23 protein-coding genes are annotated in these 21845 nt (G+C 58.7%); 10 read left to right on the top strand and 13 right to left on the bottom strand.

From position 1 onward, the window contains the following. Positions 1–9 precede the first annotated feature (9 nt). Genes M2394_RS29020 through M2394_RS29005 form a run of 4 tightly spaced genes read right to left on the bottom strand, consistent with a single transcriptional unit; the run spans position 10 to position 1856 of the window. Positions 10–504 carry a periplasmic heavy metal sensor gene (locus M2394_RS29020; protein ID WP_178923777.1) on the bottom strand — a complete coding sequence of 165 codons (495 nt, stop codon included), beginning with the start codon at positions 502–504 and terminating at the stop codon, positions 10–12. Then, positions 501–932, bottom strand: a complete 432-nt coding sequence (locus tag M2394_RS29015) for a hypothetical protein (protein ID WP_178923779.1) — start codon at positions 930–932, stop codon at positions 501–503. The genes M2394_RS29020 and M2394_RS29015 overlap by 4 nt, the downstream gene beginning before the upstream one ends. After that, positions 929–1507, bottom strand: coding sequence for an RNA polymerase sigma factor (locus tag M2394_RS29010; protein WP_178923781.1), 579 nt, complete (start codon positions 1505–1507; stop codon positions 929–931). Before M2394_RS29010 ends, M2394_RS29015 begins: the two co-directional genes overlap by 4 nt. A gap of 37 nt (positions 1508–1544) precedes the next feature. Continuing rightward, a complete protein-coding gene (locus tag M2394_RS29005) occupies positions 1545–1856 on the bottom strand; it encodes a YXWGXW repeat-containing protein (protein ID WP_176997828.1) in 312 nt (103 codons plus the stop codon). Positions 1857–2079: 223 nt separating this feature from the next. On the opposite strand from M2394_RS29005, the gene M2394_RS29000 reads away from it, so the two are divergent. Further along, positions 2080–2220: a hypothetical protein gene (locus tag M2394_RS29000; protein WP_178923785.1), complete on the top strand. Its 141-nt coding sequence runs from the start codon at positions 2080–2082 to the stop codon at positions 2218–2220. A gap of 3 nt (positions 2221–2223) precedes the next feature. On the opposite strand, the gene M2394_RS28995 is transcribed toward M2394_RS29000, so the two are convergent. Then, the gene (locus M2394_RS28995) at positions 2224–2472 is read right to left on the bottom strand and encodes a DUF1652 domain-containing protein (RefSeq protein WP_178923802.1); all 249 of its coding nucleotides are present in this window, start codon (positions 2470–2472) and stop codon (positions 2224–2226) included. Positions 2473–2719: 247 nt separating this feature from the next. Here M2394_RS28995 and M2394_RS28990 point away from each other — a divergent pair, with 247 nt between their 5' ends. Continuing rightward, positions 2720–3664, top strand: a complete 945-nt coding sequence (locus M2394_RS28990) for a diguanylate cyclase (RefSeq protein WP_259175596.1) — start codon at positions 2720–2722, stop codon at positions 3662–3664. 288 nt (positions 3665–3952) lie between these two features. Here the strand turns inward: M2394_RS28990 and M2394_RS28985 are convergent, their stop codons facing one another. The 5 genes from M2394_RS28985 to M2394_RS28965 form a co-directional block, all read right to left on the bottom strand. Then, positions 3953–4213 carry a hypothetical protein gene (locus tag M2394_RS28985; protein WP_259175595.1) on the bottom strand — a complete coding sequence of 87 codons (261 nt, stop codon included), beginning with the start codon at positions 4211–4213 and terminating at the stop codon, positions 3953–3955. 4 nt (positions 4214–4217) lie between these two features. Further along, positions 4218–4664 (bottom strand): GNAT family N-acetyltransferase, encoded by a 447-nt coding sequence (locus M2394_RS28980; protein WP_259175594.1) that lies wholly within the window; start codon positions 4662–4664, stop codon positions 4218–4220. Between the two features lie 80 nt (positions 4665–4744). Next, positions 4745–5653 carry an AraC family transcriptional regulator gene (locus M2394_RS28975; protein WP_259175592.1) on the bottom strand — a complete coding sequence of 303 codons (909 nt, stop codon included), beginning with the start codon at positions 5651–5653 and terminating at the stop codon, positions 4745–4747. A gap of 36 nt (positions 5654–5689) precedes the next feature. After that, a complete protein-coding gene (locus M2394_RS28970; RefSeq protein ID WP_259175590.1) occupies positions 5690–6385 on the bottom strand; it encodes a fumarylacetoacetate hydrolase family protein in 696 nt (231 codons plus the stop codon). Positions 6386–6451: 66 nt separating this feature from the next. Further along, positions 6452–7507, bottom strand: coding sequence for an AbrB family transcriptional regulator (locus M2394_RS28965; RefSeq protein WP_259175589.1), 1056 nt, complete (start codon positions 7505–7507; stop codon positions 6452–6454). Positions 7508–7614: 107 nt separating this feature from the next. Between M2394_RS28965 and M2394_RS28960 the strand changes: the two genes are divergently transcribed. Beyond that, positions 7615–8514 carry a LysR family transcriptional regulator gene (locus M2394_RS28960; RefSeq protein WP_259175588.1) on the top strand — a complete coding sequence of 300 codons (900 nt, stop codon included), beginning with the start codon at positions 7615–7617 and terminating at the stop codon, positions 8512–8514. Between the two features lie 13 nt (positions 8515–8527). Here M2394_RS28960 and M2394_RS28955 read toward each other — a convergent pair whose 3' ends face one another. Then, complete coding sequence (locus tag M2394_RS28955; RefSeq protein WP_065906328.1) at positions 8528–8857, bottom strand: hypothetical protein; 330 nt, start codon at positions 8855–8857, stop codon at positions 8528–8530. A 91-nt stretch (positions 8858–8948) separates the two neighbouring features. Then, positions 8949–11450: a TonB-dependent siderophore receptor gene (locus tag M2394_RS28950; RefSeq protein ID WP_259175585.1), complete on the bottom strand. Its 2502-nt coding sequence runs from the start codon at positions 11448–11450 to the stop codon at positions 8949–8951. 252 nt (positions 11451–11702) lie between these two features. Between M2394_RS28950 and M2394_RS28945 the strand changes: the two genes are divergently transcribed. The 5 genes from M2394_RS28945 (at position 11703) to M2394_RS30585 (ending at position 18538) form a co-directional block, all read left to right on the top strand. After that, positions 11703–16268, top strand: a complete 4566-nt coding sequence (locus M2394_RS28945; protein ID WP_259175584.1) for an RHS repeat-associated core domain-containing protein — start codon at positions 11703–11705, stop codon at positions 16266–16268. Further along, a complete protein-coding gene (locus tag M2394_RS28940; RefSeq protein WP_259175583.1) occupies positions 16265–16681 on the top strand; it encodes a hypothetical protein in 417 nt (138 codons plus the stop codon). Before M2394_RS28945 ends, M2394_RS28940 begins: the two co-directional genes overlap by 4 nt. A 300-nt stretch (positions 16682–16981) precedes the next feature. Then, positions 16982–17314, top strand: a complete 333-nt coding sequence (locus tag M2394_RS28935) for a hypothetical protein (RefSeq protein WP_259175582.1) — start codon at positions 16982–16984, stop codon at positions 17312–17314. Positions 17315–17448: 134 nt separating this feature from the next. After that, positions 17449–18084 (top strand): hypothetical protein, encoded by a 636-nt coding sequence (locus M2394_RS28930; protein ID WP_259175581.1) that lies wholly within the window; start codon positions 17449–17451, stop codon positions 18082–18084. A 166-nt stretch (positions 18085–18250) separates the two neighbouring features. Then, a complete protein-coding gene (locus M2394_RS30585; protein ID WP_405046590.1) occupies positions 18251–18538 on the top strand; it encodes a DUF6896 domain-containing protein in 288 nt (95 codons plus the stop codon). A gap of 39 nt (positions 18539–18577) precedes the next feature. On the opposite strand, the gene M2394_RS28925 is transcribed toward M2394_RS30585, so the two are convergent. Further along, complete coding sequence (locus tag M2394_RS28925; RefSeq protein WP_176999060.1) at positions 18578–19015, bottom strand: DUF3995 domain-containing protein; 438 nt, start codon at positions 19013–19015, stop codon at positions 18578–18580. 93 nt (positions 19016–19108) lie between these two features. Here M2394_RS28925 and M2394_RS28920 point away from each other — a divergent pair, with 93 nt between their 5' ends. Next, entirely contained in the window at positions 19109–19498 is a 390-nt protein-coding gene (locus tag M2394_RS28920) for a DUF2946 domain-containing protein (protein ID WP_178923299.1), read from the top strand. 95 nt (positions 19499–19593) lie between these two features. Then, positions 19594–21720, top strand: a complete 2127-nt coding sequence (locus tag M2394_RS28915; protein ID WP_259175579.1) for a TonB-dependent siderophore receptor — start codon at positions 19594–19596, stop codon at positions 21718–21720. The last annotated feature ends 125 nt before the right edge of the window (positions 21721–21845 follow it).

Below are 21845 nucleotides of genomic sequence, written 5' to 3'. Positions count from 1 at the left end.
CTTAACAACTCAAGAGCGGGGTTTATTCCCCGCCGTCTGGATGAATTTTTCTTTAGCCTTGACCTGCCCGCGCTGGTACAGCGCCTCGACCAGTTTCTGCCGTTCGTCCTGGGGTAAGTTGCTCGCAAATTGCGCCAGGGTGGTGTCCACCAGGGCCCTGAGCGCAACGTCTGCCTCGCGGGCCTTGGCCAGTTCGGTGACCAGCGCGTCGCGGTCCAGGGTCGGCGATTCCAACTGCTTGATCACGCCAAGGCGGGCTTCGCGACCGGCCATGATCAGCGGCTGGCTGTCGGCACGGTTCTGGCGCAGCAGTTGGCGCAGTTCCTTGCGCCGCTCGGGCGGCAACTTGATCATCGCCTGGCGCAGGCCATGCTGGTTGACCACCGCTTCGGCGGGCTTGGCGGCTGTGGTCCAGTGGTACAAGCCACCGCCGACGCCGCCGATCAAAAACACATTGAGCAACACCGAGACGACCAACCACGGCTTGAGGGATTTGGGGGTCATTGCTCGGTTTCCTCGGCGTTGACGGTAAAGACGACGTCGGCGTCGCCCTGATCGAAGACGCTGGGCAGCACTTCGGATGACGACATCGGCAGCGGCACGCTCAGCGACGCCACCAGCACCCCGGCCGCAATACCGGCGATGCCCACCCCCACCAGGCCGGCGGGTGACAACCAACTGGCGTAGCGCGACCAGAATGACGCACGGCGCGGCGCCGACTGGCGAATCTGTCGGGCCAGCGCCGGGTCGGCGAACGCCAGCTGATGGCTGTCCAGCTGGGCATCCAGCCAACTGGCTTCGCGCAACGCCTCGCGGGCGCTGGCATTGCCGTTATCGAGCAGCGCCTGGGCGGCGGCTTGTTCGGCGACGGGCCAGCGGTGCAGGCTGGCCCCGTAGGCATCAGCCAGATGAGCAAATCGTTCGGGCGTCATGGTTTTTCCCTTCCTGGGCGGGCAAGCCCTGGTGTGTCGGCAAGTTGATTGCGCAACTGGCGTCGGGCCCGCGACAGCAGGCTCTCCAGTGCCTCGACGCTAATATTCATCAGGGCCGCGGCGTCGATGTTCGACAGCTCCTGGTAATACTGCAGCACAATGGCTTCGCGCTGGCGCTCGGGCAACGTCGCCAACGCGGCGGCCATCCTCGCACTGCGGTCGGCGGTTTCCAACTGCTCATCAAGGGACGGTGCGCTGTCCGCCAGCTCCAGCACTTCGTCCTCGTCCAACGGGCGCTCCTTGCGCCGACGCAAGCGGTCGTGGCACAGGTTCAGCGCCACCCGATGCAGCCAGGTGTCAAACCGCGCTTCGCCAGCACGCCAGTTCGCCGCATGGCGCCAGATCCGCAAGAAGCTTTCCTGGGCCACGTCCTTGGCCTCGTCGGCGTCCCCCAGGATCCGACCGGCGAGCGCCAGCAGACGCGGCAGCTTGCGCGTCACCATCTCGTTGACGGCCGCAGGTTCGTTGTTGCCGATACGTGCCAGTAGCTCAACGTCCGGATCAGTGTCTTTCAATCGGGTAATACTCGGTCCGGAGGCTAAGTTTCAGGGTTCAGCGGATCCAATGCCCTTCGCGCCAGTACCAGTTCGGCCCATGGGATTCCCAATGGCCGGGCTCCCAGCGCGCGTTGCGCATCACTGGCTGCCAGTGCCCCGGCACCCAGGCATAGGCACCGCCTTCCCAGCGCCAGTGCCCACGGTCCCAGGCGTAGCCGGGGCGTTCGGCGGGTATCACTTCAACGCGCTCGGCCGGTGGCGCCTGGCGAATGATGACTTCGGTCTGGGCAAACGTCGGGGTGCTGACAAACGCAGCGAGTGCCAGCGGGGCAAGCAAGACAAGGCGCAATTTGGCCAGTGGTTTCATGGCAACTCCTCATACGGCGAGCGAAAGTGCACGCTGCTGATGGGTTGAACGCCAGGTGCGGGAAGAATCCGTCGCGAACACCGCAGATTTTTTTACGCAATGCGTAAGAGGAGTATTGCCCAGGGGATGGCGGCGCTTGATGAAATGTTTGAAAGCATCGCGACGGATATTCCAGGGTGGCGGCGTTCAACCTGTAACGCCGAACACACCAAGAGGAAACATCATGTCCCGTCGCCTATCTATGCTGGTTGCCGCCCTGCTGATCGTGAGCCTGAGCGGCTGTGTGATCCTGCCGGAACATCGGCATTGCTGCTGGCGCTACTACGGCGCGGTCTCGACCCAGGCCGACAGCGCCGTGTCATGACGCTTAGCCTACGGCTGCAAACCCGCGGCGCCCGGCCTTGATCTCGGTGCGCAGCTCGCCAATCAGGTTTGAGATGGAACGGATGCTGTCCAGGCCTTCGGGCGAGACGCGGGTCAGCAGCAAGTCGACGCGCCCCGTCACCGGCTCGAACACGCTGATGCGCAGCGAACCGTCGCTGTTGAGGCTGCAATCACAAGACAGCGGCAAGAAGCCTGACGCCATGATGCGACTGAATTCAGTGATCGAAATCATCATAAGCCCCCGTCCCTGGGCCCTGCCCTGTCGGTGTGATGGAACCAGAGTAGATGAGCTTGCGACCCTGGCGTAACAATTAATGCAAAAGTGTTAGCTACCGCGCATTTTGCCTCGTAAACGCTGGTGCGTTGGCGCCAGGAACCCGGCACTTGACCTCTCGTCCGGTGCGCTGGCGAAGGCTTGACTCAAGGGCCGGTTCAAAAGACGCTCATGGCATTTCGCCCTCCCTTCGAGCAGCCCACCCATGAGCATCGCCCCACCGAGCCAGCCCGACAGCGACGTCTACAAAACCCTGCTGGAGTCGACCAAAGCCATCCCCTGGCGCATCGACTGGCAGACCATGACCTTCAGTTACATCGGCCCGCAGATCGAGACACTGCTGGGCTGGACCCCGCAAAGCTGGGTCAGCGTGGATGACTGGGTCGAGCGCATGCACCCCGATGACCGCGAATACGTGGTGAATTTCTGCGTGTCGCAGTCCCGTGCCGGTGTGGACCATGAGGCCGACTACCGGGCGCTCACGGTGAATGGCGACTACGTGTGGATTCGCGACGTGGTGCACGTGGTGCGCAAGGATGGCGAAGTCGAAGCGCTGATCGGCTTCATGTTCGATATCAGCGAGCGCAAGAAGACCGAAGAGCACCTGATTCGCTTGCAAAAGCAGCTCGAAGAATATTCCTACCAGGACGGCCTGACCGGCATCGCCAACCGGCGCATGTTCGACATGGTTTTGGAACGCGAGTGGGCCAGCGCCCAGCGCAGCCAGTTGCCGCTGTCGCTGATCATCCTGGATATCGATTTTTTCAAGCAGTACAACGACCACTACGGCCATATCAAAGGCGATGAGTGCCTGCGCCAGGTGGCGCGCACGCTGTCGCTGGCGGCCAACCGGCCACGGGATTTCATTGCGCGCATCGGCGGCGAGGAGTTTGTGTGGTTGCTGCCGGAGACCGATGCCGCCTCGGCCAAACAGGTGGCGCAGCGTTGCCTGCACCTGATGTGCCAGCAGCAGATCGAGCACGGTTTTTCACCGGTGTCGAAATTGCTGACCCTGAGCCTGGGTGTGGGCACCCACCTCGTCACGCCCGACAGCGCCATGCTGGGGTTTGTCGAGGAGGTGGACAAGTTACTGTACCAGGCCAAGCGCAACGGGCGCATGCGCGCGGAGTTCGCCGAGGTGGAAGTTTGACGTTTGAGTCAAATCGCAGGCAAAAAAAATCCCAAGTAGCTGATGGAAACTTGGGATTTAAAAATGCATAAACCGTGGGAGGTGAACGCCCGGCTATAGTACCGACTGTAAAAACCTGTAACAAGATTATTTTAATCCTTTCGTCGGATTAAAAGTCGCGTAAGTCATTCAATAACCACACATTTTTTAAGGTAGCACGACGCACTTGTGCCACTTTTTGGTGCAAGTACTGCGACTATCACCTGACACTTCCCCGGTATATATCCGCTGTATAAATAAGGTTATTGATTATAACGGTGCGACACTTTCGGAAGAGCGAGCCTTTAGTTGCCTGCACGCCTCGGGCGGCTGGAGGTTGGCCGGCAAGGCCGCACGGGCCACGCTTTCGATATGTTGGCAAAGGGTAAGGCGTTCGGCGGCCTCCTCCCGTTCCTGGTCCACCCGCGCATTGAGCCGCACAAAGTAAACGCCCAGCAAAACCGCGACGCACAGCACGCCGACCACAAAGTAGCGAAAGCTTTTGGAGGACGGGGCTTCGGGTGGGTTCATGGCACTACAGCGCCCTGCTCTTCTGGTAACGAACGTCGTCGCCGTCGACCTGATCCACCACCGACCAACCCAGGCGTTGGTAAAACCCATTGGCGCGTATCTCATCACGCCCGTCGGTGACCAGGAACAACGTGTCATGGCGTTCAAACAAGGCTGCCTCGGCAACCGCCATCAATTGGCGGCCCAGCCCTTGGTTCTCATAGGCCGGCCGCACGAACATCGCAAACACTTCGCCACTGTCCAGGTCGACCATGGAAAACCCGGCAGGCTCACCATTGACCTCGGCGATCCACACACAGGGCGCTTCACGGATGCTGTCTGCCAGCACTTCAGGGGTAATACCCCGCTCGGCCATTTGTTCTCGGCTCAGGTGGTTCTGCGTCACCGAGGTCCGAATCGCAAACAATGTGTCGATGTCCTGCAGTGTCGCCAGCCGTATCCGCGTATTCATGGGCGCTTCCTCCGTTGAAGCACGCAATTGTATGCAAATAGAAACATATGCATTGTCGTGGTTTTGTAAAAAGCGCGGGATTACAGGGATTCAGTGTGCTGCTGGCGGCGGAATTGCCCGGGCGCCAAGCCGTGGGCCTTGCGGAAACAGCGGGAAAAGTACGCCTCATCGGTGAAGCCACAGCGTTGGGCGATAACGCCGATCAATTGCGCACTGTTGAGCAACAAGGTGCGCGCCAGTTGCATGCGGCGGTCGAGCACCAACTGGGAAAACGGTTTGCCGGTCTCCTTGCGCAACAAGTGGGTGAGGTAGTTGGGCGACAGGAAGGCCGCAGCAGCCGTGTCTGTCAGGTTGAGGGTGGGTTCGTGCAGGTGCTCGCGGATGTGCCCCTGAACCCGTGCCAACGCGTCCTTGCGCCCGCGCCGGGTGGCATTGCTGGCGGCAAATGCCTGCAGCGGTTCGGCGTAGGCCTGGCACACCAGGCCGATCAGCTGGAACAGGTAGCCCTTGAGGCGCTCGCGCGCGCCGAAGGTGCGGTGGGCGTCGAGGGTACGCATCTGGGTGAGCCAGGTTTTCACTTCTTCGAAGGCGGCGTCGTCGAGGATGAAGTCCAGTTGTTCCTGGAAGCGGAACGGTGCCAGTTCCGGCGCCTGGCCGATGGGGATGTCTTCCAGGTCCAGTGGGTCGCACGTCAGCTGCGGCAGGAAAAACGCCTGGCTGAAGTTGATCAACATGAACTCGCCATCCTCGGGATGAGGGATCACGTGCAGGCGATGGGGCAGGATGAACGCCAGGGCCTTGTGCGGAAACGGCCGCACCGCGCCGCCGATATGCTGCACGGTGTCGCCACCGAGGTTGATCTGGATCTGGAAATACTCATGGCGATGGGGACTGGTCAGCGCCGCCCGCCCGCGCTTGTCGCGGATGTAGAAGTCGGGGCGGTCGCTGCGTTGTTCCATGCCATAGGTGGTGACGCGGGTGCCTGGCATAACAGTCTCTCGGGTGGCCTGGGCACCACTTTAGCCTCAACCCTGGCTGAGGGTGAAACTCAACTCGCCAATGCCGTCGATGCCGGCCGTGAGCACATCCCCCGGCTGCACGGCGCCAACACCTGCGGGCGTGCCGGTGAAGATCAGGTCGCCCGCCTTGAGCGCCACGGATTTGGACGCGTGGCTGATCACTTCGCTGACGGACCAGATCAGGTCGGCCAGGTCACCCACCTGGCGTTGTTCACCGTTGACCTTGAGCCAGATTTTCCCCGTTGAGGGGTGACCGATGGCACTCACGGGTTGCAAGGCAGTGGTCGGCGCCGACTCATCAAACGCCTTGGCCCATTCCCACGGACGGGAGAGTTTTTTCGCCTGGGCTTGCAGGTCACGGCGGGTCAGGTCGATGCCGACGCCATACCCCCAGACATGGGACAACGCCTCTTCAGGGCTGATATCCACCCCACCCTTGCCGATGGCCACCACCAGTTCCACTTCATGGTGCAGGTCGGCGGTCAGCGGCGGGTAAGCGATCACCCCTTCGGCGGGCACGACGGCATCCGCCGGCTTCATAAAGAAAAACGGCGGCTCGCGGTCTGGGTCATGCCCCATTTCGCGGGCGTGCTCGCTGTAGTTGCGCCCCACACAAAACACCCGGCGCAGCGGGAAACGTGCGTCGCTGCCCTGGATGGCAAGGGAGGGAATGTGCGCGGGGGTGAATACGTAATCAGTCATGGCCTATGCCTCTTCGTTTACCTGGCGCCAGTATGGCGAGGGGCACGAGGGCAAAGTTGGACAGGCTTACGCAGATTTTGTACTGGCCGGTGCTTGCTCTTGCAGCGCTCGGTCCAGCAGGCGGTACAGCGGCAGACACGCAGCCTGGATCAACAGCATACGGATAACTTGCATGGCCGTGACCAAGGTGACCGCCAACCCCAAGGCTTCGGCGGTGAGGCTCATTTCCGGGGCACTGCCGGGCATCATGCCCAGGGCCAGCGACAGCCACGGCATGCCCAACCCGGCACCGAGCCCCCACGCGGCCAGCGCAGTGGCAATCACTGAGCCCGTCAAGAGCACCAGCACCTTGGCCAGAAAACCCGGCGCACGGCGGAAAAAACGGCGGTCGAACGCAACACCCAACGCACACCCGATCAGCAACTGCCCGCATCCGCTGAGCCAGCCCGGCATACTCATCGACAAATGGTTGCAACCCACCCCCACCGCACAGATCAGGAACGGCCCGAAGGTCCAGGGGTTGGGAAGGTTGCAGCGCTTGAACGCCAGCGCGGCGAGAAAGCCCATTGCCAGGATAAAGATCAGCCAAGGCCAGATGACCGGCAACGGCTCGTGCGCCACGGAATGGGACACGCCAAAGGTAGCCACCGCGGGCACCGCCAACAGGATCAGCAGCAACCGAATGCTGTGGGCCGCCGCGATAAAACTGGTGTCCGCCTGACGCTGCCGCCCCAGGTGCACCATCTCAGTGGAGTTGGCCGGCATCAGCGCGAAGAACGCCGTGTTCAAGGCAACGCCCCATCGGTGCAAGACCAGCACCGACCCCAAGGCCAACACCAGCGTGAGCAATACTGCCGTTACGATCAGCCCCAGATGCCCCGCCACTTGCTGCATCACCGGCACGGTGAAATGGCAGCCGATGGCCACGGCCACGATCAACTGCCCGGCTTTGCGCCCGTGGGGAATTTCCGGCACCCGGCTGCCCGCGCAGCGGGTCAGCAACACCGCGAGCAATGAGCCGACAACCCAAGGCAAAGGCCACCCTGCCCACTGGGCAAGGCTGCCGCCCAAGGCGCCAACAATGAGGGTGGCGAGCCAGTAACAGCGAAGGTGGAGGGGCATGATGACATCCGGCATGGAGAAGAATGCCGACAGGTTATAGACTGCCGCGCATCACAAAAAATATCCATTTGTGAAGCCATTCATCACTCTTTGTTATGTGAGCCGGAATGAACCTCAGAGCCCTGGAATACTGCGTCGAAATCGCCCGCCAAGGCAGTTTCACCAAAGCCGCGCAGGCCCTGCATGTGGCGCAGCCGGCATTGAGCATGGCGGTCAGCCGCCTGGAAGATGAGCTGGGCGTGGCCTTGTTCAACCGGGCCACACGCCAGATCAGCGTGACGGCCGAAGGCCAGCTGTTTCTGGCTCGCGCCGAAGCGTGCCTGGAGGGTTTGGCCGGCGCACGCCGCGAACTGCAGGACTTGACGCAACTGCACAGCGGCGAAATCCGCGTCGGTGTGCCACCGATGTATGGCATCCGCCATATTCCGGATCTGTTGATGCAATTTCGTGCCCGCTACCCCGGAATTGCCATGCACGTGATCGAAGGCAGCGCTGACGACATCAGCGAACGCCTCGCGACACGGGCGATTGATGTCGCGTTGCTGGAGTCGCGGCGCGTCGAACCTGGCTGGGAGTCGGTGCTGCTGGGCAGCGATGAGATGGTGCTGTGCGTGAACGAGCATCATCCTTTGGCGGGAGCGGAATCGCTGTCAGCAGACCGCCTGCATGACGAACCGATGCTGGTGTTCGACAACACCTTCCTGCAACGTCACCTGCTGGATACTTTTTGCAGTACCGCACGGGTGCGGCTCAACATCGCCCTGGAAAGCAACTTCGTGCCGCTGGTGATAGCGGCCACGCGCAGCGGGATGGGCGCTTCTACTCTGCTGCGCTCCGTTCAGGAGCAGGAGCCAGGGTTGGTGGGGGTGTCTTTTGCGCCGGCGCAATTCATGCACTTCAACCTGTGCTGGCGCGCCGATGAATACCTGTCCCAAGCCAATCGGCGCTTTATCGACATTGCCAAGGTGTTTTTCCAGGAAGATGCCGGCTCACCGCTGTCACGCTGAGCCAGTCAGGCCATTACTTGCGCGCCACTTTGTAGCGTAGGCAATCCTGGTAAAAACTCTGGCGGATTGCCTCGGGTTTCAGCCGGGAACGGCTGTCATAGGTCTGCTCGGTGATGCCCATGGCCATCATGCGCATCCACGATTTGCTGAACTTGATGGTCTGGATCTTCTGCCGCGCAGCATACAGCGACACACCCGACAGCTTGAGTTCCTGGGCCCTGGCGGCCGTGCCAGCGCCCCAACTGCACATGTACTTGTCACCCTCGCGCAGCTCCCGTGCCTGCACGGCAGCCGCGCCGCCTGCCAGGGAGCAGGCGATCAGCATGATTCCAACAGTGCGCATTTGCATCCCCACCTAACCACCTGAAAATAAAAGCGATTCTGGCGAGGATTTTGTTACAAAGGGGCCATTAAATTGCCTTATCGGTGGTTTTTTACCACTGATAAGTCGCACTCGCCTGCACGGTGCGTTGCGAGCCGTACCAGCACCACGAGTACGAGTAGCACGAGGCCACGTACTCTTTATTCGCCAGGTTGGTGGCGTTCAATGCCAGGCGCAGGTTGTCCTTGAGGCGGGTGATGTTCGGGATGTCGTAATGCACCGCCGCGTCGAACAAGGTGTAGCCCGGCACCTTCAGGGTGTTGGCGGTATCGCCCCAGGACGACCCGACATACCGCGCCCCGGCGCCCGCACCAAAGCCTTTCAGGCTGCCATCATGAAAGGTGTAATCCGCCCACGCCGACGCGGTATGGCGCGGCACGCCGTAGGTGGTGGTGCCCTCGGCGGCAACGGCCGGGCCTACGGCAATGTCGCTGATCGGCGCATAACGCACGGTGCTGTTGGACTTGCTGATACGGTTGTCCAGGTAGGCGTAGGCCGCGGTGATGTCCAGGTTGTCATTGAGACTGGCCTTGCCTTCGAGCTCGAAACCACGGGACTGCACTTCGCCATCCTGGCTCTGGCAGCGGCCGGTACCGCACAAATGCGTCGGGTCCGGGTCGGTGGTCAGTACGTTGGTCTGGCGCAGGTCGAAGATCGCGGCAGTGATAAAGCTGTTGCTGCCCGGCGGCTGGTACTTGATGCCGACCTCATACTGCTTGCCTTCAGTAGGCTTGAACACCGAACCGCCATACCCCGTACCCGATTGCGGCTGGAACGACTCCGAATAGCTGGCGTACGGCGCCAGGCCGTTATCGAACAGATAGACCAGCCCCACGCGGCCGGTAAAGGCCTTGCTGTCCAGGGACGACTTGGCCTTGGCACCGGTGCTGAGGGTCTGGGTGCTGTTGTCGGTGCTGGCCCAGTCATAGCGACCACCCAGCAGCAGCACCCACTTATCCCACTTCATCTGCTCTTGCAGGTACACGCCGGTCTGCTCGCTGCGCGACGTGCCGTCGGTGGTATACGCAGGCACCGGAACCGCCGCGCCGTACACCGGATTGAAAATATCCAGGGTCGGGCCTGCGGTGTACACGCCGGAGCCCTGCTTGGTGTCGGTGCTGGTGTTCTGGTAATCGAGCCCCATCAGCAGCGTGTGCTGCAACGGGCCGGTGTCGAATTTGGCTTGCAACTGGTTGTCGAGGGTGTAGGCATCCATGTCGACGTCAGCGGCAATGGTCGAGCGTCGGATGGTGCGGTAATCCGCCATCAGGTAGTTGTTGTAGAGGCTGCGGTACTGGCCTTCGCTGCGCAGGTAACGCGCGTTCTGGCGTACGGTCCACACGTCATCGAAGTGGTGCTCGAAGGCGTAGCCGATGGAATAGTACTCGCGGTCACTCTTCTCGAAGTTCTTCTCGCCGTCATAGAAATCCACGTCGATGCTGCGCCCGGTCGGGCTGTGCAACACCGAGCCCCAGGCTGGCACCGAACCGTAGGACGCGCCCTTGGGGTCCTTCTGAAAGTGCCCGAGCAACGTGAGCGACGTCGCCTCGTCCGGGCGCCAGGTGAATGCGGTGGACAGCGACTGACGGCGGGTCTCGGTGTGGTCCACTTGCCCATCGGCATCGTCGAAAAGCCCGGCGACGCGGTAGGAATACACGCCTTGGTCATCAATCGGCCCGCTCAGGTCGAAGGTTGTGCGCTTCTTGTTGAAAGTGCCGTACTCCACGCCAACTTCATGAAACGGCGTGTCCAGCGGGCGCTTGGTGACCATGTTGATCACGCCGCTCGGCGTGCCCTGCCCGTACAGCACCGAGGCCGGCCCGCGCAGCACTTCGACGCGCTCCAGGTCGAAGGCGTCCTTTTGCGGCAATGCATCGCGGCTCGACGGCATGCGCAAGCCGTCCAGGTAGGTGGCCGGGGAAAAGCCACGGATCGTCAGCTGGTCCAGGCGCGATGCCGTGGCGCCACGGGTTTCCGGGATCACGGCGGCGCTGTAACGCAGGATCTGGTTGAGGCTCTCGGCGTTCTGCGCGTGCATCTGGTCCTTGGTGACAATCGAGATCGACTGCGGGGTCTCGATCAGCGCGGTGTCGGTCTTGGTGCCCGACAGGCTGCGCGTGGCCACATAACCGGCCACCGGCCCGGTGGGGCTTTCGGTGCGGTAGGCACCGCTGATGGTGGTGGCCTGCAACTCCATGGCACCGCCGTTATCCGGAATCGGCTCCAGCCGGTAGCGGTCGGCGGAGAGCTTCAGGGCCTGCAGGCCAGTGCCGGCGAGCAACTGGTTCAGCGCCACGTCGGTGTCGTACTGCCCGCTCAATCCATTGCTGTGCTTGCCCCGCGCCAGGCTCGCATCAAACGCCAGCACCAGGTTGGCCTGCTCGGCCAGGCTGTTGAGTGCCTGGCTCAGCTCACCCGCGGGAATCGAGAAACGGCGCAGCGCGCTGCTGCTTTCTTCGGCGAAGGCAGGTTGAACAGACAGCAACGGCACGGCAGCAAAGGCGAACGCCACTGACAGGGCCAGTGGATGCAAGGGACGAGCAAGGCGCGACATGGGAAATCCTGCGTAATAGAGGTTCTATTAACCATGACGGCCAGGTCGGAAAATCGGGCAAGGATGAGAGCCATTTTTATTTGCGTAGCTTTTCGCAATGAGCCGGATCGTCTTTTGACGTAATCCCCCGGGCTAGTTTTTCGCGGCTTTTTCCTGCTTCACGTCGTCCCATTCTGATTTTTCCAACCGTTCATCCAGCCGCTTTTTGCTGCGGCAGACTCCGATGCCTTGCCCTTCGACGAGACGTCACGGATGACTCACACCGCCCACATTGCCTTTATCGAACACGAGCTGGATGGCTTCCATCAAAGCCTGGCGGAGTATCGCCAGCAGATGGGCGCCTGGTACTCACGCGCGTTGGATTCAGCCAGCCATGCAGCGGACTTGCCTTCGTTGTTGGGGATGGAGCGGGTGTTGCGGGTGGGTGATTCGCAGCAATCGGTGAGTGTGTCCGATGCTGATTTTTCGACAGTGACCCATTGCTCGCTGGGCGGCGAGCTGAACATCGAGAGCCTGTTTGAATCGGTGTATGACGTGCCGATCGGCAACATCCCGGTTGAGGTGATCGGGCTCGATGACGGCACTTCCACTGTGGTCGTGCTCGATGAGCACGGTAAAGGCTCGCACCACTGCGCGGCGGGCAAGCGCTATCAGGTGCGGGTGCGAGGGAGCGTTTCCGAGGAACAGGTGGACGCACTGTTTGCCTCCTATGCCGGGCTGACGGCGGATCTGGAAGAGTGGCTGCGGTCGCAGTGGTCTGGGTTCAAGCCGCACTGGGAGCGCTCGACCGCCAGTGCCATTGGCAACGGTATTTTGGCCGGCAGTTGGGCGGCGATCAAAGAGGTGTGGGACAGCATCAAGCGGGTCCAGGCGATTCTTGAAGACCCGTTGAAGTTCGGCGAGCAGCTCGGTGACCAGGCCATCAAGTTGGCGCAATTGGCCGCTGACACGCCCAGGGTCATGGAACAAGCCATGCTGCTGGCCAGTGACGAGGCGGCGCTGTACCTGATGCTGCGCACGGCGATGCTCTGGCTCGACGCGCTGCCCCCCGGCGAGATGGCCGAGAAGGCAGCCGGGTTGGCGGTCTCGTTGCTGATTGACCTGGTGATTGGCGCGGTCTTGACCATCGCGTTGCCAGCGGCGGGCGTGGCTTACCTGGGGTTGCGCCTGGTCAAGTACGGCACGCAGATCCTTGATGCGGCGGTGGGTTTTGTTAAGAGCCTTTTGGCGATTCTGACGAAATTCATGCAAGCGGTGGATCGCTACAAGGCCGTGGCGGTTCGCGGCGTGGTCGGCGGGCTGAAGCAAGGCACGATGCAGATGCGCTGGCGGGCACGGCAGAACGCGGTGCTGACGCAGAAAGAGCATGTGGATGATGTGCCTGCGTCAGGGAAGAACCAGAACGGTGATGCGGCGACCTGCTCGGCGACTACGTGCAAGAACGGCTGCCCGGTGTCGATGGTCACCGGCGAGGAATTGCTCACCCTCACCGATGGCACTTTGGATGGGATATTGCCGTTCGAGTGGACGCGGTTGTACCGCACCAGCGCCGTGGAAGTGGATTGCGGGTTGGGGTTTGGTTGGAGTCATGCGCTGGCGCACCGGCTGGAGGTTTCCGGTGATTCGGTGGTGTGGACCGATCATGAGAACCGCTCGACTGAGTTTCCACTGCCCTCCTCCGCCCGCCCTGCGATCACCAACAGCTTGGCCGAAGCAGCGATTTATCTGGGGGTCTTGCCCGATGAATTAGTGCTGGCGCAAGGCTCGCGCTTCTACCATTTCGTTAATGGTTTTCTGACAGCGATCAGCGATGCGTATGACAACCGGCTGCGTATCTCCCGGGATTTCAGGGGGCGCATTGAGCGGTTGGATAACGGCGTCGGGCGGTCGTTGTTCTTGCGCTATTCGTCGGGCCGCATTGTTGGTGTGGACTATCAGATTCATCGGGCCGAAGGGCCGGGTGAGTTTGTCTGGGTCACTGAGTACACCGTCGTTTCCTACGCCTATGACGACCTTGGCCGGCTTATCAGTGCGACCAACGCTGTCGGTGAAAGCGAGGTTTATCGCTACGACGATCAGCACGTCATTCTCGAACGCCAGTTGGCCGGTGGGGCAAGTTTTTACTGGGAGTGGGAACGGTCTGGCAAGGCGGCGCGCTGTGTCCGGCACTGGGCGAGCTTTTCGCAGATCGACACCCGGTATGCCTGGGATGACAACGGCCAGGTCACGGTGTTTAACGCCGATGGCAGCCAGGAAGTCTATGTGCATGACGGGCGTGCGCGGTTGGTGCAACGCATTGATCCGGACGGCGCTGAACACTTCAAATCCTACGACGAAAAAAGCCGGCTGACGGTTGAGCAGGACCCACTGGGCGCGATCACGGCCTATCAGTACGACGAAGCTGGGCGTTTGGTGGCGTTGTTTCCGGGGGACGATGAGCCGACGTCCTACGAGCATGACAACGGATTCGTACGGGTTGTAAGGCGCGGTCAGGCGGTCTGGAAATATGAGCGAAATGACAGGGGCGATATCACCCGCAGGATTGATCCTGAAGGCCACAGCACCGACTACAGCTACAACAAATATGGGCAACTGACGGGGGTTTGGTTTCCGGATAACAGTTGTCAGCGGCTGGTGTGGAATGAACGCGGGCAGTTGCTTGAGGAGCATCTGCCGGAGGGTGGGATCAAGCGGTATCGCTATGACGACCTTGGCCGTCAGGTGGCGCGGGAGGATGAACATGGCGCGCTGACCCAGTATCAGTGGGACAGCGTAGGGCGACTGGTTCGGGTGGTGTTGCCGGGGGGCGCTTGTAGGGAATACAGCTACAACCCTTACGGAAAAATCACGTCTGAGCGGGATGAGTTAGGCCGCGTTACTCGTTACGAGTATGCCGATGGGCTGCATCTGATCAGCCGTCGTATCAATTCCGACGGCACCCAGGTCAAGTATCGCTACGACAATGCGCGGTTGTTGCTGACTGAAATCGAAAACGAAGTCGGTGAAACCTATGGATTGCAGTACCACCCCAATGGCCTGATCCAGCAGGAGATAGGGTTTGACGGTCAGCGCACGGCTTACGTCTATGACCTCAACGGTAACCTGCAGGAAAAGACCGAACACGGTGACGACGGCAGTCAGCTGGTTACCCGCTACGAGCGCGATCCTGCCGGCCGCCTCGTAAGAAAAACCCTCCCCGATGGCAAAACCGTCGACTACACCTACGACCGCCAGGGCAACCTCCTAGGCGTCGAGGACGGTCACTGGGCTTTAGCCTACGAGTACGACAGCCAAAACCGCCTCACCGCCGAACACCAGGGCTGGGGCACCTTGCGCTATGGCTACGACGCCTGTGACCAGTTGCAAAACCTGCGCCTGCCCGACAACAACCGCGTTGTTTTTAATCACGCCAAAGGCGGCCACCTCGCCACCGTCGAACTCAATGGCGAAATCCTCACCTCCCACCTGTTCAAAGCCGGCCAGGAACACCAACGCCAACAAGGCCAGCTCCTTAGCCACTACCACTACGACGACCAACAACGCCTGCACGCCCACACCGTCACCCAGCAGGAACACCACCTCTACGCACGCCACTACACCTACGACAAATCCGGCAACCTCACCCGCCTGCTCGATACCCGCAAAGGCCAGCACGACTACACCTACGACCCGCTGAACCGCCTCACCCGCGCCGACCATTCCCAAGACCTGCAAGAACGCTTCGCCCACGACCCGGCCGGCAACCTGCTCATGCAAAACCGCCCCGGCCCGGACATCGTGGCTGGTAACCGGCTGATGATTCAGGGGGATCGACATTATGACTATGACGCGTTCGGCAACCTGATCCGTGAGCGGCGTGGGCGCGGGCACGCGCTAGTCACCGAGTACCGTTATGACTGTCAGCATCGGCTGATTGGTATCACCCAACCCAACGGACGGGTGGCTAGCTATTGCTACGATCCGTTCGGGCGACGGATCAGCAAAACCGTTGATGCGATAACGACCGAGTTCTTTTGGCAAGGCGACAAGCTGATTGCCGAGCATCAGAAGGACCGCCATCGCAGCTACCTCTACGAGCCCGGTAGCTTCAGGCCACTGGCCTTACTGGAAGGTTTCGGTCCTAAACAAACCAAGCCCTTCCACTACCAACTCGACCACCTGGGCACCCCACAAGAACTCACCGCCCCCAACGGCGAAATCGTCTGGTCCGCCCACTACCGCGCCTACGGCGAAATCAGCCGCCTGGACGTCGGAAAAATCGACAACCCGCTGCGTTTTCAGGGCCAGTACTTCGATCAGGAAAGCGGGCTGCACTACAACCGCCATCGCTACTACAATCCGGATATTGGTCGCTACCTGACGCCGGACCCGGTGAAGCTGGCGGGTGGGATCAATGCGTACCGGTACGTGCCCAATCCTACGGGGTGGGTGGATCCTTTGGGATTGGCTTGCATCCCTGGAGATTGCCCACTTCGGCAAGGCAAAGCGTTAACACGAAAGCATGGGAAAAAGCCCCCGGAGGTTGGTGACCCCAACCGGTCTTCGACATATGAACAAGCACTGAATAAGGCGTTGAAGTGGCTACTTGAAAATGGCTTCCGCGCGGAAAAGCCAACTCCCGGAAGATTTGGCCCACGTATCGGGGAACCGGTTGGAATGCAGACAGCCAATGGAAAAACCGGGTACCGCGTTGAACATGACGAGAGTCACGGCGCCCATATAAATGTTTGGTCACACAAAAAGAAGGGGCCACACTTCGTTTTTGATGCCAGTCCAAAAATAGTATTAAAACTGACAAAAAGGTTTTCAAAAAAATGAGTTACTTCGACGAAGAGTTAAGTGAAGACTTAAACAACAATGATATCCCCTTTAACATCCTCTCCGAGAGCGAACAAATATCAATCACTAGAAGAATAAATAAAATTGTACCATTTTCCGTGAACAAAGTAGCTTGGAGCAGATTGAGCAACAGCATTGATTTCGGTCAAACATCTTCAGATTCGGCAATCTTGCAGTTGGCCGAAGAAATTAAGATGATCGCTGATGGCGACTTGATTTTTATCGGCGATTCGGCCTGTGATGAGGCTTACTTCATCCCCCCTGAATATATAAAAAAAGCAATCAAAATCTTTTCTGAACTACCTCAGCACACTTACATCGTGCAAGACTCGCTAGCTTGGATTGCCTGCGTTTCTTTTGAAGGTGATTTGAACTTCGCAAACCTGTCATAAAAACATAAGTAACGCAGCCTCTTAAAAACAATGACGCCTTGCATGTGGCCATCCATCCCCAGTTGAAATCAAGCTGTGTTACCGCACCCACTCAACGGCCGAACTGCGAGTTTTCGCTATGATCAGTCTAGGCGGCGAGTCGACGAAACCGATGATGACGTAAATATCGAACTCTTCTGACAAGTTAACAACCTGACTACCAAGCACTACTCGCACTGCATTCACAATTAGATCTAACAGAAAGACAGAACACAACGCGAATAGAATTAAGTTACCTGCGTAAACAAGGAAACTAAAAAAATGAAGATGATCTGTGTCCCGCTCAGTCCTGAGGCCATGCTCTTAATGGACACAGACACCTGCCCAAACTCTTTACTCAAAACAATCAATCTCACTCCTAGAGAATATAAAGAACTCTTAGAGTCCAAGGCGATAGACACTATAAACATCACCCTTGGAAAATTAATCGATGAATACGAAGACGAAAAAATTGACACCTTCAAAGATCTAAAAAAAGCACTAAACATATTACATACAATAAAAACAACTACAAACTCAACCATCATCGAAAAACTAATAAAATTAAACACCTTAGCGATAAAAAACCATACCGGGCTATTTTTCTTCTTCTAACCTGACCACCACAGAACAACCACTAACGCCAACATTCCTAGTCAAATGAAAATTAAAAACTCATTTCAAACATCATTATTCCAAGACCAAAAATAAATTAAACAACAAAAACCTTAAAATCACGAGCAGAAATCATGCTAAAACAGAATCAACGTATCGCCCTCACGGGAGCAGAAGCACTTGACGCTCTTAAAGAAATCGAATTCATATTGATATCCCTACGTAAAATGGGTAGCTATTACGCGGAGAAACCTAATTCCACTGACGAATATAGAAAAGCAACTACCGACTTCATTGACGATTGTGCGATCACTCATCGCCTAGCAAAAGTACGCTCCATCATTTCTCGAAAGTTTGACGACACTCTCGGAGAAGATGATATGGACGACATAGAACGACATGTCTCTTACTTGACGTTCTGGAAACCCGATCAGCCTCTGAATAAAAGAGTTCGCATCACAGATCCGTTTAAAATCCCAAAAGGAACGATCGAACAGATATGTTGCAAAAAAAATGAGCTATGGGTTGTTTTTTCCGATCTCAATGGCGATTTTTTAGTAATTACTTTTCATAACCCCACTGCTTTCCAGGCTTATGGCGCGCTTGGCACTGAGACACTTGGTGTAAGCGAGGAAAATATTGAGTCCTCACAAAACTCTAAACACTTCACCAACATACAAAGCAAGAAAAATTATTGTTTCAAATCTAGCGACAATTCAGAAACCGTTCTCGCAATTATCGCTGATGGATACAGCACCGAACGAATATAGCTAAACCGCAAAGAATCTATGCCCCCATGAGTAACTGCAAGGCGATGAGCGATAGTAAAATTGAAAATCTTATCAGCGAATATTTAGCGAAAGTAAAGAAAGCAATAGACTTACTTAAGTACGCTTTTGGGACCCAAAATATCCTTGGCTTACGGCACACTAAAAAATCCCGCAACGAGGCTCAGTAAGTGGCGATGTAACCTACGAACTGCATGGGATTGGCTGCCGTGTTTACATATCTGAAATATGTATCGACTTCGACTACGGCCCTGATGACAGGGTCGACGGTTTCGACCTTTGGCGGCTATTTATATACGCTTGTGAGCTTCCGGAAAAATACAAACAGTACACAGATAGAGAATTTCTGGAGAACGATTTCAACGAGTACCTAAAGCTAGGCAAAGCCAAGAAAATCCCAGGTGCGATGTCCAGTTTGTACTTTATTGAACCATGACTGTGATAACCGGGCTGATGACCGATCAGCCTCTCACTCTCACCCCCACGCCACCACCAACAACCCCACCCCCAACACCAAACACAACGGCGAGTAAAAATACGTATCCAACTTCGCAAACCTGGACCCACTCACCTTCTTGAAAAAACCCACCAGCTCCGAATCCCCAATCGCCCTGGCAAACATGATCACGGCTATGGCGCTGATTCCCCATTGCAACGCGCCATGGGACACCGCCGAGAAATACAGCCCGGCGCGCAGGCAAACCAGGAGCGCTATGGCCACCAGCCCCATCGCCACCAGAAAGGTGCCCAAGGCCGAAGGCTTGAATGCTGGCCGTGGCCCTCGGGCGAATTCGCCGGGTAACTGGGGGATGGCGGCCAGGCTGCCGAGCTTGCCGCCTGCGGCCCAGTACAAGTGCACCATGCTGATGCAGGTGAAAATCCCGACGATCCATCGTGCGATGACGAAGCTCATGGATGGCTCTCCCTGAAAACGTGCGAATGAGGATAGTCGGCCTGAGATTTTTTGTAGGCATTTCGTCGGCCGCTGATGGTAAAGTGCCGCCCCATGAAAATCGCCCGTGCCGACCGCTCGCTCATTGCCTGGATGCTCTATTGCTGCGTCCTGTTCAATGTGTTCGCGTGCAGTATTGGTCATGGGCAGATGCTGGGGATGCAGCTCAATGGCATCGGCGGGCAGTTCTGTACGGTAGACCCGCGTACCCAGGCGCCGGTACAGAAGAACTCGACCGACGAGAACCTGCCGACGCTGTCGAAGGCGTTCGGTTGCCCGCTGTGTTCAACGGGTGGCATGGGCCCGGCGCTCAATACCAGCCTCAATGTGGCGGTGCTGCCACAACCTCACGCGCCACCGCCTGCGGTGGTTGTGGCTGCCGACATCCCTGCCCGCTTCACCTGGCCCACGGCTCACCCGCGCGCGCCGCCTGTTTTTGCCTGACACCTTCGCTTTCTGATCAGCACTGACCACCGTTCCCGTTGGGGATTACGGCCGGCTGTGCGTTGTTTTCAAGCCAAGTTTTTCAGGATTCAATCATGAAGCATCTTCCCCTATTGGCGGGCCTGTTCGGCTGCCTGCCTGTTTGCGCCGTGGCTATCGAGTTGGCCCCCACCACCATTGATGGCGATCAAGCCGCTGAGCCTGGCCTGGTGCTGGATCAATCCAGCGGCATGGCGTCGCGCCTCGGACTGAGCGTGCGGGAGACCCCGGCGTCAGTCGCTATCGCCAATCACGATGACATCGAGCGCCATGGCGCCAAGACTTTCCGCGATGCGGCCAACACCCTGCCCGGCGTCAACGCGAGTGCACCGCCGGGGTTTGGCGGTTTCGTGTCGTACCGTGGTTTTACCAGCAGCCAGATCACCCAGATGTTCAACGGTATCAATGTCGCCACCGGCCTGGCACGTCCGGTGGATGCGTGGATCTACGACCGCGTCGAGCTGGTGGGCGGCCCCTCCTCCCTGATCAACGGCGCTGGCTCCGTGGGCGGCTCGCTGAACTACGTGACCAAACTGGCCACCCGTGAAGAGCAAGCTGCCGAAGGCCAGCTCACCTATGGCAGCTACGACACGGCCGGCATGGCCTTCGGTGTCAACCACGCCCTGACCGAACCGGGTGCCGAGGTGCAGCACTACGCGCGCCTGGATGTGAGCCGCAACACCAACCACAGCTACATTGATCGCGATCAGCGTGATGCCTGGAGCGTTGCGTTTTCCCTCCTGAGTGACTTGACCCCCAACCTGTCCCACACCCTGGCCCTGGAATACCAGGATGAGCACGAAGACAGCCCTTACTGGGGCACGCCAGTGCTCAACCCCAAGGCCGGCGAATTGAAGATCGACCGGCATAACCGCTTCAATAACTACAACGTCGCCGATGGTCGTTATGAACAACGCACGATCTGGGCGCGCTCGATCATCGATTACCGGATCAACGACAGCACCACCCTGAAGAACACCCTGTATCACCTGGACAGCCAGCGTGATTACCGCAACCTGGAAACCTACCAGTACAACGCCGACAACAGCGCGGTGAACCGCTCCACCGCCTACCAGGTGCGCCATCAGGGTGAGCAGAACGGCAACCAGTTCGAGCTGCGTCACGACAGCAGTGTGTTCGGTTTGTCGACCACGTGGTCCGGCGGTTTTGAATACAAGGTCAACAGCACCACCAACAACCCGCTGAACGTGCCGGGCAACAGCACGGTGGACCCGAACAATTACAACCCGGGGCACTTCTATGACATCCCGGGCACCAAGCCCGGCTTTGTCAGCGACAAGACCAACGAGGTCACCACCCGTGCGCTGTTCGTGGAAAATCGCCTGGGCCTGACCGATAAACTGTCCCTGCTCACCGGCCTGCGCTACGACGCCATCGACCTGGACGTGACCAACCACCGTACGGTGACTGCAATCAACCCACGGCACTTCACCCGCCGTTGGGAACCGATAACCGGCCGCGTGGGCCTGACTTACCAGTTCATCCCAACGGCCAATGTGTATGTGCAATACAGCACCGCCGCCGAGCAGCCGAGCACGACTACGCAAGTGTTCGACGTCTCGACGGGAAAACAGTGGGAAGTGGGCAGCAAGTTCGACTACCTGGACGGTCGCGGTTCGGCCACCGTTGCCGCCTACAAGATCGAGCGCAAGGACTTTGCCGTCACCGACCCGCTGGACCCGACCAACAGCATTCCAGTGGGCGCACAATCGTCCAAGGGCATTGAGTTGGCCAGCTCGCTGCGCATCACACCGACGTTATTGGCTGAAGGCAACTTCGCCTGGGTCGACGCCGAATACGATGACTTCAACGAGAAAATCGCCAGCGGCGCGGTGGTCTCGCGCAAGGGCAATACGCCGACCAACGTGCCCAAGCAGGTGGGCAACCTGTGGCTGACCTATGACTTTGCCGAGGACTGGCAAGGCGGTGTGGATGCACGGTACGTGGCGCAAGTGTATGCAGACAATGCCAACACCCAGACGGTGCCGGCCTATACGTTGTTCGGGACATTCCTGCGCTACAAGGTGGATTCGCACACCTCGGTGACCGGTCGCGTGCGCAACCTGACCAATGAGGTGTATGCCGAATTTGCCCATGTGTCACCGGCGTATTACCTGGGGTCGCCGAGGACCTTCGAATTGGCCGTGCAAACCAAGTTCTAAAACATACCACCCGGTCAATGTGGGAGCCGGGCTTGCCCGCGATAGCGGTATATCGGGCGATAAATTTGCTGGCTGGCTCACCGCTATCGCAGGCAAGCCAGCTCCCACATTGGGTTCTCCACTCG

It is taken from the genome of Pseudomonas sp. BIGb0164, from assembly GCF_024810135.1.
Lineage (GTDB): Bacteria > Pseudomonadota > Gammaproteobacteria > Pseudomonadales > Pseudomonadaceae > Aquipseudomonas.
The sequence above is the reverse complement of the archived record's forward strand: the minus strand, read 5'-3'. Positions and strand labels throughout refer to the sequence as shown.

What these genes read in the sequence shown, in the direction of transcription:
- M2394_RS29020 (WP_178923777.1), bottom strand. Translation starts at nt 504, where the DNA reads ATGACCCCCAAATCCCTCAAGCCGTGGTTGGTCGTCTCGGTGTTGCTC.
- M2394_RS29015 (WP_178923779.1), bottom strand. Translation starts at nt 932, where the DNA reads ATGACGCCCGAACGATTTGCTCATCTGGCTGATGCCTACGGGGCCAGC.
- M2394_RS29005 (WP_176997828.1), bottom strand. Translation starts at nt 1,856, where the DNA reads ATGAAACCACTGGCCAAATTGCGCCTTGTCTTGCTTGCCCCGCTGGCA.
- M2394_RS29000 (WP_178923785.1), top strand. Translation starts at nt 2,080, where the DNA reads ATGTCCCGTCGCCTATCTATGCTGGTTGCCGCCCTGCTGATCGTGAGC.
- M2394_RS28995 (WP_178923802.1), bottom strand. Translation starts at nt 2,472, where the DNA reads ATGATTTCGATCACTGAATTCAGTCGCATCATGGCGTCAGGCTTCTTG.
- M2394_RS28990 (WP_259175596.1), top strand. Translation starts at nt 2,720, where the DNA reads ATGAGCATCGCCCCACCGAGCCAGCCCGACAGCGACGTCTACAAAACC.
- M2394_RS28985 (WP_259175595.1), bottom strand. Translation starts at nt 4,213, where the DNA reads ATGAACCCACCCGAAGCCCCGTCCTCCAAAAGCTTTCGCTACTTTGTG.
- M2394_RS28980 (WP_259175594.1), bottom strand. Translation starts at nt 4,664, where the DNA reads ATGAATACGCGGATACGGCTGGCGACACTGCAGGACATCGACACATTG.
- M2394_RS28975 (WP_259175592.1), bottom strand. Translation starts at nt 5,653, where the DNA reads ATGCCAGGCACCCGCGTCACCACCTATGGCATGGAACAACGCAGCGAC.
- M2394_RS28970 (WP_259175590.1), bottom strand. Translation starts at nt 6,385, where the DNA reads ATGACTGATTACGTATTCACCCCCGCGCACATTCCCTCCCTTGCCATC.
- M2394_RS28965 (WP_259175589.1), bottom strand. Translation starts at nt 7,507, where the DNA reads ATGCCCCTCCACCTTCGCTGTTACTGGCTCGCCACCCTCATTGTTGGC.
- M2394_RS28960 (WP_259175588.1), top strand. Translation starts at nt 7,615, where the DNA reads ATGAACCTCAGAGCCCTGGAATACTGCGTCGAAATCGCCCGCCAAGGC.
- M2394_RS28955 (WP_065906328.1), bottom strand. Translation starts at nt 8,857, where the DNA reads ATGCGCACTGTTGGAATCATGCTGATCGCCTGCTCCCTGGCAGGCGGC.
- M2394_RS28950 (WP_259175585.1), bottom strand. Translation starts at nt 11,450, where the DNA reads ATGTCGCGCCTTGCTCGTCCCTTGCATCCACTGGCCCTGTCAGTGGCG.
- M2394_RS28945 (WP_259175584.1), top strand. Translation starts at nt 11,703, where the DNA reads ATGACTCACACCGCCCACATTGCCTTTATCGAACACGAGCTGGATGGC.
- M2394_RS28940 (WP_259175583.1), top strand. Translation starts at nt 16,265, where the DNA reads ATGAGTTACTTCGACGAAGAGTTAAGTGAAGACTTAAACAACAATGAT.
- M2394_RS28935 (WP_259175582.1), top strand. Translation starts at nt 16,982, where the DNA reads ATGAAGATGATCTGTGTCCCGCTCAGTCCTGAGGCCATGCTCTTAATG.
- M2394_RS28930 (WP_259175581.1), top strand. Translation starts at nt 17,449, where the DNA reads ATGCTAAAACAGAATCAACGTATCGCCCTCACGGGAGCAGAAGCACTT.
- M2394_RS28925 (WP_176999060.1), bottom strand. Translation starts at nt 19,015, where the DNA reads ATGAGCTTCGTCATCGCACGATGGATCGTCGGGATTTTCACCTGCATC.
- M2394_RS28920 (WP_178923299.1), top strand. Translation starts at nt 19,109, where the DNA reads ATGAAAATCGCCCGTGCCGACCGCTCGCTCATTGCCTGGATGCTCTAT.
- M2394_RS28915 (WP_259175579.1), top strand. Translation starts at nt 19,594, where the DNA reads ATGAAGCATCTTCCCCTATTGGCGGGCCTGTTCGGCTGCCTGCCTGTT.